This window comes from Hymenobacter nivis, assembly GCF_003149515.1.
Classification (GTDB): Bacteria; Bacteroidota; Bacteroidia; order Cytophagales; family Hymenobacteraceae; genus Hymenobacter; species Hymenobacter nivis.
Genome location: NZ_CP029145.1, coordinates 2,627,201 through 2,642,336, shown reverse-complemented (window position 1 = coordinate 2,642,336; position 15,136 = coordinate 2,627,201). Strand labels below are relative to the sequence as shown.

14 protein-coding genes and 1 tRNA gene are annotated in these 15,136 nt (G+C 64.2%); 6 read left to right on the top strand and 9 right to left on the bottom strand.

Annotated features, from left to right (window positions below):
- The first annotated feature begins 100 nt into the window (after nucleotides 1-100).
- A complete protein-coding gene (locus DDQ68_RS11695; RefSeq protein ID WP_109656467.1) occupies nucleotides 101-763 on the top strand; it encodes a hypothetical protein in 663 nt (220 codons plus the stop codon).
- Between the two features lie 194 nt (nucleotides 764-957).
- Here the strand turns inward: DDQ68_RS11695 and DDQ68_RS11690 are convergent, their stop codons facing one another.
- The 5 genes from DDQ68_RS11690 to DDQ68_RS11670 form a co-directional block, all read right to left on the bottom strand.
- A complete protein-coding gene (locus DDQ68_RS11690; protein WP_109656466.1) occupies nucleotides 958-1,527 on the bottom strand; it encodes a DUF4468 domain-containing protein in 570 nt (189 codons plus the stop codon).
- A gap of 363 nt (nucleotides 1,528-1,890) precedes the next feature.
- Nucleotides 1,891-1,964 (bottom strand) — tRNA-Arg (locus tag DDQ68_RS11685).
- A gap of 97 nt (nucleotides 1,965-2,061) precedes the next feature.
- The gene (locus DDQ68_RS11680) at nucleotides 2,062-2,787 is read right to left on the bottom strand and encodes a TVP38/TMEM64 family protein (protein WP_109656465.1); all 726 of its coding nucleotides are present in this window, start codon (nucleotides 2,785-2,787) and stop codon (nucleotides 2,062-2,064) included.
- A gap of 210 nt (nucleotides 2,788-2,997) precedes the next feature.
- Complete coding sequence (locus DDQ68_RS11675) at nucleotides 2,998-3,645, bottom strand: hypothetical protein (protein WP_162550048.1); 648 nt, start codon at nucleotides 3,643-3,645, stop codon at nucleotides 2,998-3,000.
- Between the two features lie 341 nt (nucleotides 3,646-3,986).
- The gene (locus DDQ68_RS11670) at nucleotides 3,987-4,793 is read right to left on the bottom strand and encodes a serine hydrolase domain-containing protein (RefSeq protein WP_162550047.1); all 807 of its coding nucleotides are present in this window, start codon (nucleotides 4,791-4,793) and stop codon (nucleotides 3,987-3,989) included.
- A 196-nt stretch (nucleotides 4,794-4,989) separates the two neighbouring features.
- Between DDQ68_RS11670 and DDQ68_RS11665 the strand changes: the two genes are divergently transcribed.
- From DDQ68_RS11665 to DDQ68_RS11645, 5 genes are all read left to right on the top strand, one after another.
- Nucleotides 4,990-6,129 carry a cystathionine gamma-synthase gene (locus DDQ68_RS11665; RefSeq protein ID WP_109656462.1) on the top strand — a complete coding sequence of 380 codons (1,140 nt, stop codon included), beginning with the start codon at nucleotides 4,990-4,992 and terminating at the stop codon, nucleotides 6,127-6,129.
- A gap of 227 nt (nucleotides 6,130-6,356) precedes the next feature.
- A complete protein-coding gene (locus DDQ68_RS11660; protein WP_245897023.1) occupies nucleotides 6,357-7,052 on the top strand; it encodes a GDSL-type esterase/lipase family protein in 696 nt (231 codons plus the stop codon).
- Between the two features lie 93 nt (nucleotides 7,053-7,145).
- Nucleotides 7,146-7,397: a hypothetical protein gene (locus DDQ68_RS11655; protein ID WP_109656461.1), complete on the top strand. Its 252-nt coding sequence runs from the start codon at nucleotides 7,146-7,148 to the stop codon at nucleotides 7,395-7,397.
- Nucleotides 7,398-7,551: 154 nt separating this feature from the next.
- Entirely contained in the window at nucleotides 7,552-7,854 is a 303-nt protein-coding gene (locus DDQ68_RS11650) for a hypothetical protein (RefSeq protein ID WP_162550046.1), read from the top strand.
- Between the two features lie 297 nt (nucleotides 7,855-8,151).
- Nucleotides 8,152-10,983, top strand: a complete 2,832-nt coding sequence (locus DDQ68_RS11645) for a TonB-dependent receptor (RefSeq protein ID WP_162550045.1) — start codon at nucleotides 8,152-8,154, stop codon at nucleotides 10,981-10,983.
- Between the two features lie 96 nt (nucleotides 10,984-11,079).
- Here DDQ68_RS11645 and DDQ68_RS11640 read toward each other — a convergent pair whose 3' ends face one another.
- The 4 genes from DDQ68_RS11640 to DDQ68_RS11625 all read right to left on the bottom strand — a co-directional run bounded on the left by DDQ68_RS11640 (nucleotide 11,080) and on the right by DDQ68_RS11625 (nucleotide 14,840).
- Nucleotides 11,080-12,204, bottom strand: coding sequence for a TlpA disulfide reductase family protein (locus tag DDQ68_RS11640; protein ID WP_109656458.1), 1,125 nt, complete (start codon nucleotides 12,202-12,204; stop codon nucleotides 11,080-11,082).
- An 80-nt stretch (nucleotides 12,205-12,284) separates the two neighbouring features.
- Nucleotides 12,285-12,929 carry a putative Ig domain-containing protein gene (locus DDQ68_RS11635; RefSeq protein WP_109656457.1) on the bottom strand — a complete coding sequence of 215 codons (645 nt, stop codon included), beginning with the start codon at nucleotides 12,927-12,929 and terminating at the stop codon, nucleotides 12,285-12,287.
- A 3-nt stretch (nucleotides 12,930-12,932) separates the two neighbouring features.
- Complete coding sequence (locus DDQ68_RS11630) at nucleotides 12,933-13,739, bottom strand: hypothetical protein (protein ID WP_109656456.1); 807 nt, start codon at nucleotides 13,737-13,739, stop codon at nucleotides 12,933-12,935.
- 78 nt (nucleotides 13,740-13,817) lie between these two features.
- Nucleotides 13,818-14,840, bottom strand: coding sequence for an OmpA/MotB family protein (locus tag DDQ68_RS11625; RefSeq protein ID WP_109656455.1), 1,023 nt, complete (start codon nucleotides 14,838-14,840; stop codon nucleotides 13,818-13,820).
- Between the last annotated feature and the right edge of the window lie 296 nt (nucleotides 14,841-15,136).

The following is a 15,136-nucleotide window of genomic DNA, read 5'->3' as shown; positions in this document are numbered from 1 at the left end:
GCAGTAGAGATGCTTCGGCTCTGCTCAGCATGACGGCCTGGGGGCCCTGCACGACTGCAACAAACAACTGATAACGAATAACTAGCAACTGACAACTAAAATGAACCAGGACCGCAAAGATTTCTTCTGGCCCAGCTACGTGGACCTGATGACGGCCTTGTTCCTGGTGATGCTGGTGCTGTTCGTACTCAGCTACAAGCGCTTCCAGGACAAGCAGCGCACCAACGAGAACCTGATTGCTGAGCTAAAGGTGCAGGTGCAGGAAAAGCGCAAGCTCGACGAAATCAAGGACGCCCTGAAGCGCCTGGAGAGCAGCTACTTCACCTACAACCAGCGCTACAAGCGCTACGAGCTGAACTCGGAAGTCACCTTCGCGCCCAAGAGCGACGTGCTGCCCGCCGCCGCCCAGGGGCCCCTGGTGCAGGCCGGGCGCTTCCTGCTGCACCAGATGCAGAGCCTGGACAAGCGGGATAATGTGCAGTACCTCATTGTGGTAGAGGGCCGCGCCGCTAAGGACCTGCGCTACCCCGCTACCGATCCGCACAACCTTGACGGGCCCGCCGTGCGCCAGCTCAGCTACAGTAGGGCCCTGGCCGTGCTGCGGCTCTGGGAGCAGGCCGGCCTGCAATTCCCGCCCAATCTGGAAGTAGTGGCCGCCGGCAGCGGCTTCCGCGGCGCCGGCCGCTACACGGGCCCCGAGGAGGCCAAGAACAAGCGCTTTATTATTCAGATTCAGCCCAAGATTGGCTCCATCGGTAAATGATAACCTGGGGATAACAACTGGGGCCCCCTGCGGGCCGTTGGAAGTTAGTTACCAATGGCCCGCCCCCATGAAACGCGACGAAATTATTCCCCGCCAAACCCGCATCGTGTACGTGTTAATGGCCTTCGCGGCGGCGGCGGGCTTCGTGTGGGCCCTTTGGGAGCACTTCCACCGCGCCGCATAGGCCGGGCCGGCTACAGCTTAGCGTCCTGGGTAGCGTCAGTCATGGCGGCCTGCAAGTAGCCGAGCATGGTCTTAATTTCGTCGTCGGTGTTGACGCGTAGCAGGTTCCAGGTTTTTTGCATGAGGGCGTCCGTCACTTCGTCGGTATAGGCCGAGGTCAGGTGCGGTTTTTCGCGCTCGAAGGGGCCCATGCCGTAGTCGCCGGTGGGCGTGGTATTGGTGTTCACAAAGTGGGTGACGTTGTATTGGTACTGCCCTGCCTTAAGGACGCGGATGCTGAGCACGTGGCCCACGGGCCCGCAGCTGCGGCCATTCACCAAGGCCTGCGTGCGGCCCTTAACGATGATTTTGCCGGTGGCCGCGTCCTGCACTTGCAGCACCGCGGCGTCGCCCTTGTAGCGGCGCAGGGCCCAGGCACGGGCCCGGCGGAATAATTCGCTTTCGGTGGCCCCGGGAATGTCGACCACGGCGGAGTAGGCCACCAGGTGCGTGGTGGGGTCGACGGGCAGCGCGGGGGCACTTTGAGCGCGCACGGCCGGCGCGGCCAACGCCAGGGATAAGAGGAGTAGCAGGCTTTTCATAGAACTAATGGCTTGGTAGATAATTAGTAGTAACTGATGGTGGAAGATAATTGGGAGGGGCGCTTGGCGAGCCGTGGGATAGAAAAACTATTTAATCGGGCTTAAATCCTAGCGATTGGCGCATAAAAAAAAGGCCCTTGGCGCAGTGCCGAGGGCCTTTAAGGAAAAGAAAGGGCGTGAACGTTGCGTTCGCCAAAGTAGGTGCATCATCAAAAGCGGGGCACGGATTCGTAGGGCCGTTGCACAGGGTAAAGATATGCACGCCGTTGCGAGTGAGGCCCCGTACCAGGGCCCTGCCAATCGAGGCTTTTTTAAAAACGGCATTAAAAAAGGCCCTTAGCGCATTGCTGAGGGCCTTTTAAGTGGTCGTGTAAGGAGTCGAACCTTAAACCTTCTGATTCGTAGTCAGATGCTCTATCCAATTGAGCTACACAACCATTTCCCTTGTTGGGAGCACAAAGGTAGGGAGGCTTTTGGGGCTGCCGCAACTTTGGCCCGGCTTTTTTTGCCATGCCGGGGTAAACCCGTTCATTATCAGGGTAAGATTTTTGCGTCGGGGGCCGCATTTGCCTGCAAGCTGCGCTTCAGGGCCCGGTTGAACACGAAAAACAGGCCGAATAGCGAAGCCGCCACCAGGCCCACCAGCACGAGCTTGCTCAGGGCCCCCTGGTCGGGGTTGCGGAGCAGGGCCAGCACGTCGGAGGCCTCGGTGCCGAGCCAGTAGAAAAACAGGCTGCGCGGTAGCATCCCCGCCACCGAGGCGGCCAGGAAGCGGCGGCGCGGCACGCCCACCATCGCCAGCACGAACGTCATGAGGGCAAACGGCAGCACCGGCGAGAGGCGCGTAAGGATGATGAGCGACCAGCTTTGGGTTTGCAGCTCATCTACCACGCCCCCGGCCTTGGGGAATAAGTGCAGGAACTGGCGCAGCTTGCCGTGGTCGAGGCGCAGGGCCAGCTCGTAGCCGATGGCGGCGGCCACGGCGTAGGCCGCCACCATGCCCGGTAGCCCCGCCCAGCCAAAGTAGTAGCCCGTGGCAATGGCCACGAACGTGGTGGGTGTGAGGGCAAAGGCCATCGTGACGGCCGTGAGGGCGAAGTACAGCAGCGCGGGGCCCCAGCGCAGCCCTTCGAGCAGGTGCTGGTGCCGGTAGAGCACCGCCGCCACCGCCGACGAGCCCAGTAGCGGCACGGCCACCAGCAGGAACATGGTGAGCAGGGTGGAGAAATTCTTCTGAAAAAGCGCGCGCAAAAAAGCCATCGGAAACGGTAAGGGTGGGGCCGGGGCCCCAAAGAACGGGCCTACCCCGCCGGATGGTGCCGGCGCGGGTAGGCCCGTTTACGGCGGCGCGGCGCACCCGGCCCGGTCGGTGGGTTTTACACCGCCCAAAGCCGGAGGCTCATCCAGCCACACGCGCCCAGCACCGCCGCCAGCCAGTCAGCCCAGGGCCCTGTAGGTGAGCAGTAGGTGCTAGGCCACGGCGGGCCGGCGGAAACGCCCAAAGTAACGCACCGTGAGCACAAGCCCCGCCACCGTGCAGGCCACGAACACCAACGGCCCCAGCGAAGCGGCTACGGACGCTACTGTGCTCAGGTGGCCGTCCGTCGTGAGGTGGCCAATGAGGCTTGCCAGCCCCCACGCCGTAGTGGCCAGCGCGCCCAGCGCCAGTAGCGGCAGCAGGCGGGGCAGCAGCTGCGCCCGTGGAAGCTTATGGCGCAGCACCCGTACCAGACCCACCAGCGCGGCCAAGCTGCTGGTGATGATCAGTAGTACGGAAAGGGCGAGCAGGGCCGGGGGCAGCCACCACCAGAACCCCACCGCCAGCGCATAATCAGCTTGCGCTATTGGCATACTGGTTATGAGCACCCGCCGGCCTTCTTTGTCCTGCGCGAGCACAATGGTGGCCGTTTGCTGATTCGGGAGGCGGAAGGTGAGCTGGCCGGTGGGCAGCAGGGTACCGGCCTTGCCGATGAGGGGTTCGACCAGCAACAGATTGCCTTGCCGGCGCAGGTTGCCGCTGCCGGCCAGGTAGTTGGCAATGCTGGTCAGCTCTTGGCGCGGTGCAGCGCTCCGGTAGTGGCCGAGGTAGAGCGCCACGGCTGCGGTATCGAGCGGCACCGCGGGCGCTGGCCCGCGCGGGGGCAACTGCCGCAGCAAAAATGCTTGCACCAGCTGTTCCAGCTTGGGGGCGCGCTGCCCGCCGTTGTTCGAGAGGCATAGCCCATGCCCAGCTCGCGGTTGTAGCCAAAGGCGCTGATAAATCCGGCAATACTCCCGTTGTGGCCCCGAAAGGTAGCTTTTCCTCTCAGCCCCGACGGGGGATTGGCCAGGCCATAACCGGTGGGTAGGCCCGCGCGGCTGGCCAGGGAAGAGTGCACGGTTTCCAGCGCGCGTAGGCTGGCAGGCTGCAGCAGGACGTGGCCATCGGGGGCGTGGCCGTCGTGCAGAAAAAACTTCACTCACTGAGTCATGTCGGCCGCCGAGGCACTCATCGAGCTGGCCGGGCCGACGTAGGTGGGCAGAAGGGGGAGGGTCCGGTAACGCCCATCGGCGTAGCTGTAGCCCCGCGACATGCCGGGGCCGGGCACGATGCGCAGCGCCGGGCTGGCATCGGGCATGGCCAGCGGGCGCAAAAAGTGCGCGGTGAGGTACTGCTCGTAGGGCTGGCCGCTGAACTTTTCGAGCAGGTAGCCCGCCACTTGGTAGCCAGGGTTGGAATAGCTCATGCGTTCGCCGGGCCGCCAGCGGCAGTGCAGCTCGTTCCGAAATATAGCCAGGACGGCCGGCCCGCGGGGGTCGGTAGCCGTATTGTTGTACATGTGGTTGAGGTCCACGTCGTCGAAGCCGGCGGTGTGCTCCAGCAGGTGCACCATGCGCACGGGGTCGGTGGCTTCCCAGGGGTTGTCGATGGGGATTTCAGGGGCAATTTTGTGCACCTCGTCGTTCAGGTGCAGCTTGCCCTGCTCGATGAGCTGCATGAGGCCGGCGGTGATAAAGGTCTTCGTGACCGAGCCGATGCGAAAGAGCGTGTGGGCCGTCACGGGCCGTTTAGCGGTCACACCGGCCAGCCCTAAGCCCCCTTCAAACAGCACCGAGTCGTGGCTGACCAGCGTGAGCATCAGCCCCGGAATGTGTTCGCGGGTCATCACGGCCCGCAGCGAATCCTGGAGCTGCGGCAGGGTGCGCATGGTGGGAATACCCGGCTGGGCCCCAGCCGGCGCCGTTAGCAACAGGGCTAGCAAAGCAGCGAGTAGCAGGTTTTTCATTGTGCGGGAAGAAGAGAGATGTGAGCTGTTAAACAAGGAACTCAGGCGCATTTACAGGGAATTGGCCAGAGCTAAAAATATGTAATAAATTTAATATTACCATGCATAAACTACCCGTCGCTTGCCTTGTGGGCGCGGCCCCCGACCTTTGTCGCCAACTTGATTCTCACCGGCTCCCCGCCCTTCCTGCCCACCCATGAAATTCGCCACCAAAGCCATCCACGCCGGCGTGCACCCCGATCCCACCACCGGGGCCATCATGACGCCCATCTACCAGACCTCGACCTACGCCCAAGTTTCGCCCGGCGTCAACAAGGGCTTCGAGTACTCGCGCACCCACAACCCCACCCGCACCCAACTGCAAGATGCCCTGGCAGCCCTCGACGACGGCCAGCACGGCCTGGCCTTTGCCTCGGGCATGGCGGCCATTGATTGCGTAATGAAGCTGCTCAAGCCGGGCGACGAGCTGATTTCGACCGACGACCTCTACGGTGGCAGCTACCGGCTCTTCACCAAGGTGTACGAGCCGCTGGGTATCGTGTGCCACTTCGTGCCGATGCGCGACCTGGCCGCGGTGCGCGCCGCCGTTAACCCCAACACCAAGCTCATTTGGGTAGAAACGCCCACCAACCCGCTGCTCAACGTCATCGACATTGCCGGCGTGGCCGCCATTGCCAAAGAAGCCGGGGCCCTGCTTGCCGTGGACAACACCTTCAGCACGCCCTACCTGCAGCTGCCGCTGGAATTGGGGGCCGACATCGTGGTGTACTCACTCACCAAGTACATGGCCGGCCACTCTGATACTGTGATGGGGGCCCTGGTTTTCAACAGCGACGAGCTGCTGGAGCGCCTGAGCTTTTACCAGAACGCCTGCGGCGGTACGCCGGGGCCCCAGGATTGCTTCCTGGTGCTGCGCGGCCTCAAAACCCTGCACCTGCGGATGCAGCGCCACTGCGAAAACGGCCGCGCCGTGGCCGAATACCTGCGCCAAAACCCGAAAGTGGAGCACGTGTATTGGCCCGGCTTCGAAAACCACCCCAACCACGCCGTGGCCGCCCGGCAGATGCGCGATTTCGGGGGCATGATTTCGTTCGTGCTGAAAGGTGACAAAAAGGAAGACGCCATTGCCGTGCTCGAGAAATTCCAGCTCTTCACCCTGGCCGAAAGCCTGGGCGGCGTGGAAAGCCTCAGCGGCCACCCCGCCACCATGACGCACGCCAGCATCCCACCGGAGCAGCGCCGCAAGGCCGGCCTGTCGGACTCGCTTATCCGCCTGAGCGTGGGTATCGAGGACGCCGAGGACCTGATTGAGGACCTGGCCCAGGCCATTGGCTAGGGCCCCCGCGGGGTTTCCATTATACTCGTCGCGCAGTAGGGTGCGGGGCTTGCCCCCGCCCGTCGTTGCACGAAGCGCGCCAATCGTGCGACGACGGACAGGGGCAAGCCCCGCACCCTGCTGACTAGTATAAGCTAGGGGCTTGATGGCCAAGTAGCTGGGCGCGGGTCCCCAAACCCAGCTCGCCCCGCGCGCTGCAGGTGGGGGGGCACTGGGGCATCCAAGCTGTGCGCTTCTTGCTTTCGTTCGCCGTATTCCTGGCCGCCTGCGCCCCCAAACTTCCCGTCGCTACCGTGTCTATTGCTTCTTCTGTGCCTGCCAGCGGCCCCGCTTTTTTAGCCCTCGGCGATTCCTACACCATCGGCGAAGGCGCGGCCGCGGCCGACCGCTGGCCCGTGCAGCTGGCTGGGCTGGTGCGCCGGCAGGGCGGGGCCCTGGCCGACCCCGACATCATTGCCCGCACCGGCTGGACCACCGGCCAGCTGCAAACTGCCGTCCGGGCTGCCCATCGCCCCGCTACTTACGGTCTGGTATCGCTGCTGATTGGCGTCAACAACCAGTACCGGGGCCTGAGCCAGGCTGCTTACCGCGCCAAGTTTCGGCAGCTACTGGCCGCGGCCGCGCGGCTGGCCGGCGGGCGGTTCGGCCGGGTGGTCGTACTCAGCATTCCCGACTGGGGCCAGGCGCCCTTCGCCGAGGGCCGCGACCGGGCCCAAATCGGCCGCGAAATTGACCAGTTCAACGCCCTGGCCCAGGACGAGTGCCGCCGGGCCGGCGTGGCCTGCGTCGACATCACGCCCACCACCCGCGCCGCCGCTGGCGACGCCAGCCAGTTCACCGCCGACGGCCTGCACTACACGGGGCCCCACCTGCAGGGCTGGGCCCAGCAGGTGCTACCCGTAGTGCAGGAATTATTGAAGTGAAATACCGCTCCCCACTAATGCAACGCTTTGGGAGCAAGCGGTATCCCGAAACAGTTGCGCACTGCCAGCTTTCCACCCAATGCCCGTCCGCCAGTGAAAACACGCTTACTACTCGTGCCGCTGCTGGCCCTGGCCGCGCCAGCAGCGGCCCAGCACACCGAGCTGATTGGCCAGGTTGGGGCCAGCTTTTCCCAGTACCGGGGCAGCGGCACCGAAGCCACATCGTTCGGCAACTACCGCAGCTACGCCGGTTCCGAGCGCGGCTACACCAACAACCCCTACGGCAGCCGGCTGGGCACGGGCTTCGCCCTGGGCGGGCGCGTGCAGCGGGTGGGCCGGCGCTAGGGCCTGCTGGCGTTCGACCTGGGCTACGATTGGGCGCGGAGCCGCACGGTCTCGCTACCCTCCATTACTTGGCCGGCTACGCCAACACGGCGTACGCCGCCATCGGCCGTGCGCACTTGCGGTCCCAGGACCGGGGCTGGGCCACCGCTTTAAGGTGGCGTTGCTGGCCCTCGGTGTGTTGGCGGGCCCCGAGCTGGCTGGCCAGCTCAGCGCCCGCGAAACGGGCCACGGCACCTACAACAACGGCACGGCGTGGGCCACGAACACCGACCGTGGCGGCCGCTTCCCCTTCGACGGCCGCTTGCGGGCCGATGCCACCGCGTGGCGCGGCCGGGTGGGCGTCAATGCCAGCTATTCTTACGGCTCTGCCAACGCCCAGGCGGGCCTGGTGGGCGGGCCCGTGCGCGAGGCCTACGTTCGCACGCTGCGCTGGGGCGTGGCCTATCGGCTGCGCTAGCCAGCCCAGAGGGCAGCCGCCAATGGCGGTGGTGCTATAAAGTTGCGAAAGTATTGCGGTAACATTGCGCAATACTTCCTGCTTATGGGCACGGTTTGGATGACTTTGTTGCGGTGGCAGTGGATGCAACGGAACTTTCGGTGGCAGGCACTTGGCTTCTTGGGCGGCCGCTGGCTACGGTTTTGTTTTTTTCGGAAGAATAATTGTTACATTGGTTGGAATACGGCGGCCCAAGCTTTTGCAGCCGCTGAACTTGATCGGTTTCCTCCTTTTTTATTTCAATACCTCGTTTCCTGCATGAAAAAACTCTTACTCACGCCCCTGTTCGCAGTTACGGCCCTGGCCGTGCACGCGCAGAACGTCACCGTCACTGGCCGCGTGCTAGGGGCCCAGGGCGAGGCCCTGCCCGGGGCCACCGTGCTCGAGCGCGGCACTACCAACGGCACCGGCACGGGGGCCAACGGTGAATTTTCGCTGAGCGTGGCCCCCACGGCTACCATCACGGTGCAGGCCATTGGCTTCGCCACGCAGCAGATTCCACTCAACGGCCGTATCCGCCTCGACGTGCGCCTGGTAACCTCGGCCACCGACCTGGGCGACGTGGTAGTGACCGGCTCGCGCGTGACCGAGGGCCGCTCCAACGTGCTGACCACGGCCCCGGTAGACGTGATTTCGGCCCGCGAAATCAAGGCTTTTGCCCAGACCGACGTGAGCCAGGTGCTGACCTACGCCGCACCCTCGTTCCAGTCGTCGCGCCAGTCCATTTCCGACGGTACTGACTTTGTGGACCCCGCCAGCCTGCGTGGCCTGGGCCCCGACCAGGTGCTGGTGCTCGTGAACGGCAAGCGCCGCCACAACTCGGCGCTGGTGAACATCAACGGCACCATCGGGCGCGGCTCGGTGGGCACCGATTTGAACGTGATTCCAACGGCCAGCATCAAGCGCATCGAAGTGCTGCGCGACGGCGCGGCGGCCCTCTACGGCTCCGATGCCATTGCGGGCGTGATTAACATTCAGCTGAAGGACGACTCGACCGGCGTGAGTAGCAGTGCGCTATATGGCCAGACGACGCAGAGCGACGGCAAAACCGAGCAGGTCGACTTCAACGTGGGCATCGGGCTGAACAAGCGCGGCTTCCTCGACCTCAGCGGCCAGTTCCTGAACCGCGCCTACACCGACCGCGGCTTCACCGACACCGCCCCGCTCATCTACCTGGGCAGCGGCGGCAACTACCCCGCCTCGGCCACCACTGAGCAAGCCCGCCGCGACCTGAAAGCCCAGGACGACGCCCTGGTGGCGCAGAACGGCTTTAATCGCAACGACCTGCGCGTAGGCCAGTCGGCAACGCGCAACTTCGGTGGTTTTATCAACGGCGGCTACCGCCTGGGCGGCGGCTACGAGCTGTACGTATCGGGCGGCGCCTCGTACCGCACCGGCCGCGGCTCCGGCTTCAACCGCCTGCCCAACCAGGCCACCCAGAGCGACCTGAACCTCTTCCCCAACGGCTTCCTGCCGTTCATCAACACCACCATCTACGACCAGTCGGCCATTGTGGGCGTGCGCAACAACTTCGCAGGCTTCGCCGTCGATTTGAGCAACACCTTCGGCCGCAACGAACTGGCCTACAACGTAGACAATTCCGTGAACGCCTCGCTGCCGCAGGGCCCCAACCTGGTGGGCGTGAACCCGACCAGCTTCTACGCCGGCCGCCTGGCCTTTTTGCAGAACACGACCAACCTGGGCTTCTCGCGTCGCTTCATCGAGGTGGGGCCCCTGGCCAACCTCAACGTGGCCTTCGGCGGCGAGTTTCGCTACGATAACTTCCTGATCGGTCGGGGCGAGTACGCCTCGTACATCAACGGCGGGCGGCAGATTAGCACTGCGCCCACGGCGTCGGGCTCGCAGGTATTCCCCGGCTACCAGCCGCAGGACGAGGTGAACAAGGGCCGCACCAACGTGGCCGGCTACCTCGATCTGGAGAGCGACATCACCGATAAGCTGCTCATCCACGCCGCCGGCCGGGCCGAAAACTACAGCGACTTCGGCGGCAACGTAAGTGGCCAGCTGGGGCTGCGCTACAGCATCACCGACGCGGTGGCCCTGCGTGGCTCGCTGGGCAACGGCTTCCGGGCCCCCTCGCTCCAGCAGCGCTACTTCAGTAACACCAGCACCCAGTTTGTGAGCGGCGTGGCCAACCAGGTGCTCACCGTGAACAACGACAACCCCATCGTGCGCAACAGCTACACGGCCGGCGGCACCGGCCAGCAGGGCTTCGGCGTGGAGCCGCTCCGGCAGGAAAAATCGACCAACTACGGCGTAGGCCTCACCGCCAAGTCGGGCGGCTTCACCCTCACGGCCGACGCCTACCTGATTGACATCAAGGACCGGATTGTGCTCTCGGCGCAGTTCACGCGTACCAATCCCACGGTAGCCGCCATCCTGGGTACGCTGCCCGTGAGCCGGGTGCAGTTCTTCGCCAATGCCGTGAACACCCGCACCAAGGGCATTGACATTGTGATGAACGAGCGCCTACCGCTGGGCGACAAAAGCCGCCTGGTGCTGATGGCCGCCGCCAACTTCAACCAAACGGTGGTGACGAATTTCAACAGCTCGTCGTCGACGGTGAACAACGACCAGACCCCCGGCACCAGCAACCTACAAAACACGCTGTTTGACCGCGCCCAGCGCACCCGCCTTGAAAGCGGTAACCCGCGCAGCAAAATCGCCCTTTCGGCCGCCTACACCTACGGCATTTTCGGTATTGAGGGCCGCTCGGTGCGCTTCGGCGAAATCAAAACCGCCGACCCCGACCCTGCCCGCGCTTTCCTCGACCAGACGTTCTCGGCCAAGTGGATTACGGACCTCACGCTCAGCGCCCAGGTCACCAAGCAGGTGGGTCTCATCATCGGGGTGAACAACCTATTCAACGTCTACCCCGACCAGCTCATCGTGAACCCGCGCAACAACGCCGCCAACTTCAACGCGCCCCAGCCCGCCGGCTCTACCCAGCCCGACCTGAGCTACAGCTCGGGGCTCGACAACTCGAACCGCGGCCGCTTCCTCTACAGCGCCAACCAGTTCGGCTTCAGCGGCGCCTACTACTTCGCCCGCGTGAACATCACGCTGTAAACGAAGGCAATTCAACGCTAAAAAAGCCCGCCCTGGTCGTCAGGGCGGGCTTTTTTACGTGGCGCGCTGGTTAATTTAGGGCCCCCGCGGCCGCCGTTACTTGATGAATTTTGCCAGCACGGTTTGCAGCTCCTCGCCGCGCAGGTTGGTGGCCACGATTTTGCCGCTGGGGTCAATCAGGAAGTTCTGCGGGATGCTCTGCACGTGGTAAGTTTGGGCGACGGCGTTGTCCCCGCCGCGCAGGTCCGATACCTGCGTCCAGGGCAAATGGTCGTCCTGAATGGCTTTCATCCACTTCTCACGGCTGTTTTCGCTGTCGAGCGACACGCCCAGGATGTCGAAGTTGCGGCCTTTGTAAGCCTCGTATACCTTAACAACGGCCGGATTTTCCTGGCGGCATGGCTTGCACCAACTGGCCCAAAAATCAATCAGTACGTACTTGCCCCGGTAGTCTGTGAGTGATACCAACTTGCCGGCGGGCGTTTTTTGGGAGAAGTTAGGGGCCTGCGCGCCGATGGCAACTTCCTTGAGTCCCCGCAGCATCTCGCCGTACTGGCGACCTTCGGGGCTGGCCTGGAGGGCCGGGCTCAACCCCTCGTAGAGCGGAGCTACTACCGCATACTGGGGCACGCTCATCAAATTAGTTAGTGCATTCAGGCTCACCCAAGAGCTGGGGTTGGCTTTAATGAAATCTTGCTGGACCTGCTGATCCTCTTTGTTGAGGACATCGAACCGCCCTTGCATCCGCGCCGCAAACGCCGGGGCCCGGCGCTCCTCCATCGAAGCTTTCCTGATTTCGGCCCCAACCACTTTCCTCTTGTCGTAGATGGGCTTGAGCGCGACTTGCAGCCGCTGGTCGTCCGCCGCAACTGGGCCCCCCGTAACGCGGGCTTTGAACAATGAGTCGGGGCTGGTGAGCACCACCGGCCCAGGCTCCAGAAACACTTGCGTTCTGTCAACCATCCCGTACATGCCGTTGCCCAGCTTGCCGTCGCGCTTAAGTATCAGATCCACTTTTTTGGGTGCGTCGGCGGTGCCCTTTAGCTCAAACGCCCCATCCTTGAACGTAGCGGAGTCCGCGGGCTCCAACCCGCGCATGAGGTAGACCTTGGCCGGCGCGTTCAAATTGCCGATTTTGCCCTTGATGGTGAAGGGAAAGGACGTTTGGGCGAGGGCAAGCCCCGGGGCCAGCAGCAGGCAGCTAAGCAAGTGCTTTTTCATTGGAGAAAATTTAAGGCAATTAACTGAAAATTAAGCTAATACAACGCGAAGGCCTACCAAAGAGGCAATTGCCGCGGTTGCTAATAATCGGTGCCAGGGGCCCGGAGCAAGCGCGCCAGCGGGCGGCCATCGGCCCCGCGGGCCACGTACAGGCCCGCTGGCAAGGCAGCGGCGGGCTGCCACACCACGCGGCCATCGGCTTGGGTGCGCAGTTGGGCCACCACGCGCCCCAACTCATCCACGATAGTAATGGCCTGCCCCGGGGCCCCGGCCTGAAACTGCACCTGCTCGCGGAACGGCATGGGGAAGGCGGCCGCCTTGGCGTCCTGCTCGGGGCGGGTGGCCAGCGGCGTGGCCGCCGTTACCAGGAAGGCCAGGGTTTGCTCCTCGCTGGCGGTGGGGCAGCCGTCGTCCGTCACGGCCACCGTGGCCGTGTAGCGGCCCGGCGGCAGGGTGGCGGGCACCTGCCAGGTCAGCTGGGCGCGGGTGGGCCCCAGGGGCTGCAAGCTCAGGCCGGGTATGGCGCCCACGGCGTCGCTGCTGAAGCTCAGGGTTTGGCCCGCGTCGGGGTCGGCCGCGTCGAGGGCCAGCACCACAGTTTGGCCGGCCCGCACCCGGATGAGCTGGTTCAGGGGCTGCGCCGCCGGGGCCCCGCCCACGGTGAGGCCCGTGAAGCCCGGGGCCCGGTTGGCGGCGTTCAGGTATAAGTAGCTCACGTCGCGCATCACCTACCCAATTTGCTGCCAGCTGCCGTTCAGCCGCCGGAACTCGTCCACGCGGGCCGCCATGATGTAGCGGCCTACGTCGGTGGTGGCCGCCGCCGGGGCGGTGAGGGCCCCCGTGGCGGCGTTTAGCTGGAAGTGGGGCGACGGCGTGCTCGGGATATCAGCGCCGCACACGAACCGGGGGCTCGCGCCTTCCTGCGGCGTTGCGAAGCGGTACACCAACGAGTCGCCGTCGGCATCAAATGTACTGAAGCTGTAGCGTTCCGCCTGGCCGCTGGCCACGTAAGGCAAGCGCGTCGACAGAAACACAGGCGAGGTATTTTGGGCCACCAGCTCGGTGTTCAGGAAAGCGCTGCAATAAATGCCGTAGGATGAAGAATTTGGAACGGTGATGTTTTTAACACCAGCGGCCCGACCTTCACCATTAAAACCCATCGTCCACTGCCCTCGGGGCAGGTCCACGTCGGTTTCGTAAAGTTGCACGGTGTACGTCAGGTTCCCTGGGCAGCTTTGCCCGTAGGTTTTCAGCACCTGCGTGATGGGGACGTTAACGGAAAAGCTGCCGGTACCAACGGCGTCGCAGCCGTTGCGGCTGAACGTCAGCGTCGCCGTCGGCTGCTTTGCTGCTTGTAGGGACAGGTCGATGTACAGCTTAAGGACGACGTGGTAGCGCGGCGTGCCGGCCGTGGTGGAGGCCACCGGCGCGTAGGTAATCTCCGTACCTAAAATGTGTGAAGCCTGCGCCGCCAGCGCAGAGCCCAGCCACAGCAGCAAAGCCGGTAGCCAGCGGGAGTAGAAAGATGAATTCATAAAGGCAGAAAGGGGAAAGGATTTTCTGCCGGTAAGTTAGGGAGGAAAAAGGGGTTTGACGCTGAGCAACTTACTAGCTTATTTGCCCGGCGCCGGGGCCCCGCTGCTGCTCTCCAGAATCTGGAACAGCTCGTCGAGCTTCGGGGTCAGGATAATCTCGGTGCGGCGGTTCAGGGCCCTGTTGGGGGCCGTGTCGTTGGGGGCCACGGGTACGTACTGGCCGCGACCGGCGGCCGTGATGCGGGCCGGGCCCACGCCGCCGGCCGTCAGTAGGCGGGCAATGTCGGTGGCGCGCAGGGCGCTCAGGTCCCAGTTGTCTTTAGCCCCGTTCACCACGCCCTTGATGGGCACGGTGTCGGTGTGGCCTTCCACCACCACGTTCACGTCGGGCTGCTCTTGCAGCACAGTGGCCAGGGTCTTTAGGGCGGCCTGGCCCTTGGGGTCCACTTTGGCCGAGCCCGACTTGAAAAGCAGCTGCTCGGAGAGCGACACGTACACCTTGCCGTCCTTCAGCTTCACCTGCAAGTCGCTGGCGTTGAAGCTCAGTAGCGCCTTGCTCACGCGGGCCTTGAGGTCGTTCACGGCCCGGTCCTTGTCGGCCAGAGCTTGGGTGAGTTCGGCCAGCTTAGCCTCGCGGGTTTTGAGGTTGGCGGCGAGGCGGTCGTTGTCGGTTTTGCTGGTGCGCAGGCCGGCATCGAGGGCTCCCAGCTCGGCCTCGCGGCGGGCCAGGTCGCGGGCTACTTTGTTGTAGTCCGACGACTTATTGGCCAACTCCTGGCCGCTATTTTTCAGCAGGCGGTCGTAGCTGTCATTCAGGTCGCGGTTGAGGCCCCGGGCTTTGCGCAGGGCCGTGCCGGTGGCCAGCGAGTCGTCTTCGAGGCGGTGGTTATCGAGGCGCAGCTGGGCTAGTGCGTCGGAGGTTTTTTGCAGCTCGGCGGTGGCGGCGCGGTGCTGGCGCTCGGCCTCGGCCTTGCCTTGGGCATCGGCCCGCTGGCGGGCTTGCAGGTCGTCGTACTTGCGGGCGGCCACGCAGCCCGGCAGGGCCCCGGCGGCGAGCAAACCCAGGCCCAGCAGGACCGGCTTGAAATTTTTCAGGCGCATAATAAAAAATAAACGGAGCCCCGCGCTGCCGCCGGGCTCGCCGCCAGCCGCACAGCCCCAAACGCCGGGGCAAGGTACGGCCGGGGCAGCGCCCCGCGCCGGCCCGGTGGGGGCCCCGGGGCGCGTTTTGCCGGCGGCTGGACCGGGGTGGGGGCCCCGGGTGGGCAACGTTTGTGCCGCGGTTTCGCTACTTTGTTGCCCCTGCGCGCCGGGCGGGGCCCCGGCGGCCCGGCCGCAGCCTCTACGGGCCAGCGCGTATTTTTGCGGTCACTTTATCGTATCCAAAGCTGGTGGCC

What these genes read in the sequence shown, in the direction of transcription:
- DDQ68_RS11645 (WP_162550045.1), top strand. Translation starts at nt 8,152, where the DNA reads ATGAAAAAACTCTTACTCACGCCCCTGTTCGCAGTTACGGCCCTGGCC.
- DDQ68_RS11690 (WP_109656466.1), bottom strand. Translation starts at nt 1,527, where the DNA reads ATGAAAAGCCTGCTACTCCTCTTATCCCTGGCGTTGGCCGCGCCGGCC.
- DDQ68_RS11695 (WP_109656467.1), top strand. Translation starts at nt 101, where the DNA reads ATGAACCAGGACCGCAAAGATTTCTTCTGGCCCAGCTACGTGGACCTG.
- DDQ68_RS11665 (WP_109656462.1), top strand. Translation starts at nt 4,990, where the DNA reads ATGAAATTCGCCACCAAAGCCATCCACGCCGGCGTGCACCCCGATCCC.
- DDQ68_RS11630 (WP_109656456.1), bottom strand. Translation starts at nt 13,739, where the DNA reads ATGAATTCATCTTTCTACTCCCGCTGGCTACCGGCTTTGCTGCTGTGG.
- DDQ68_RS11670 (WP_162550047.1), bottom strand. Translation starts at nt 4,793, where the DNA reads ATGAAAAACCTGCTACTCGCTGCTTTGCTAGCCCTGTTGCTAACGGCG.
- DDQ68_RS11635 (WP_109656457.1), bottom strand. Translation starts at nt 12,929, where the DNA reads ATGCGCGACGTGAGCTACTTATACCTGAACGCCGCCAACCGGGCCCCG.
- DDQ68_RS11625 (WP_109656455.1), bottom strand. Translation starts at nt 14,840, where the DNA reads ATGCGCCTGAAAAATTTCAAGCCGGTCCTGCTGGGCCTGGGTTTGCTC.
- DDQ68_RS11640 (WP_109656458.1), bottom strand. Translation starts at nt 12,204, where the DNA reads ATGAAAAAGCACTTGCTTAGCTGCCTGCTGCTGGCCCCGGGGCTTGCC.
- DDQ68_RS11680 (WP_109656465.1), bottom strand. Translation starts at nt 2,787, where the DNA reads ATGGCTTTTTTGCGCGCGCTTTTTCAGAAGAATTTCTCCACCCTGCTC.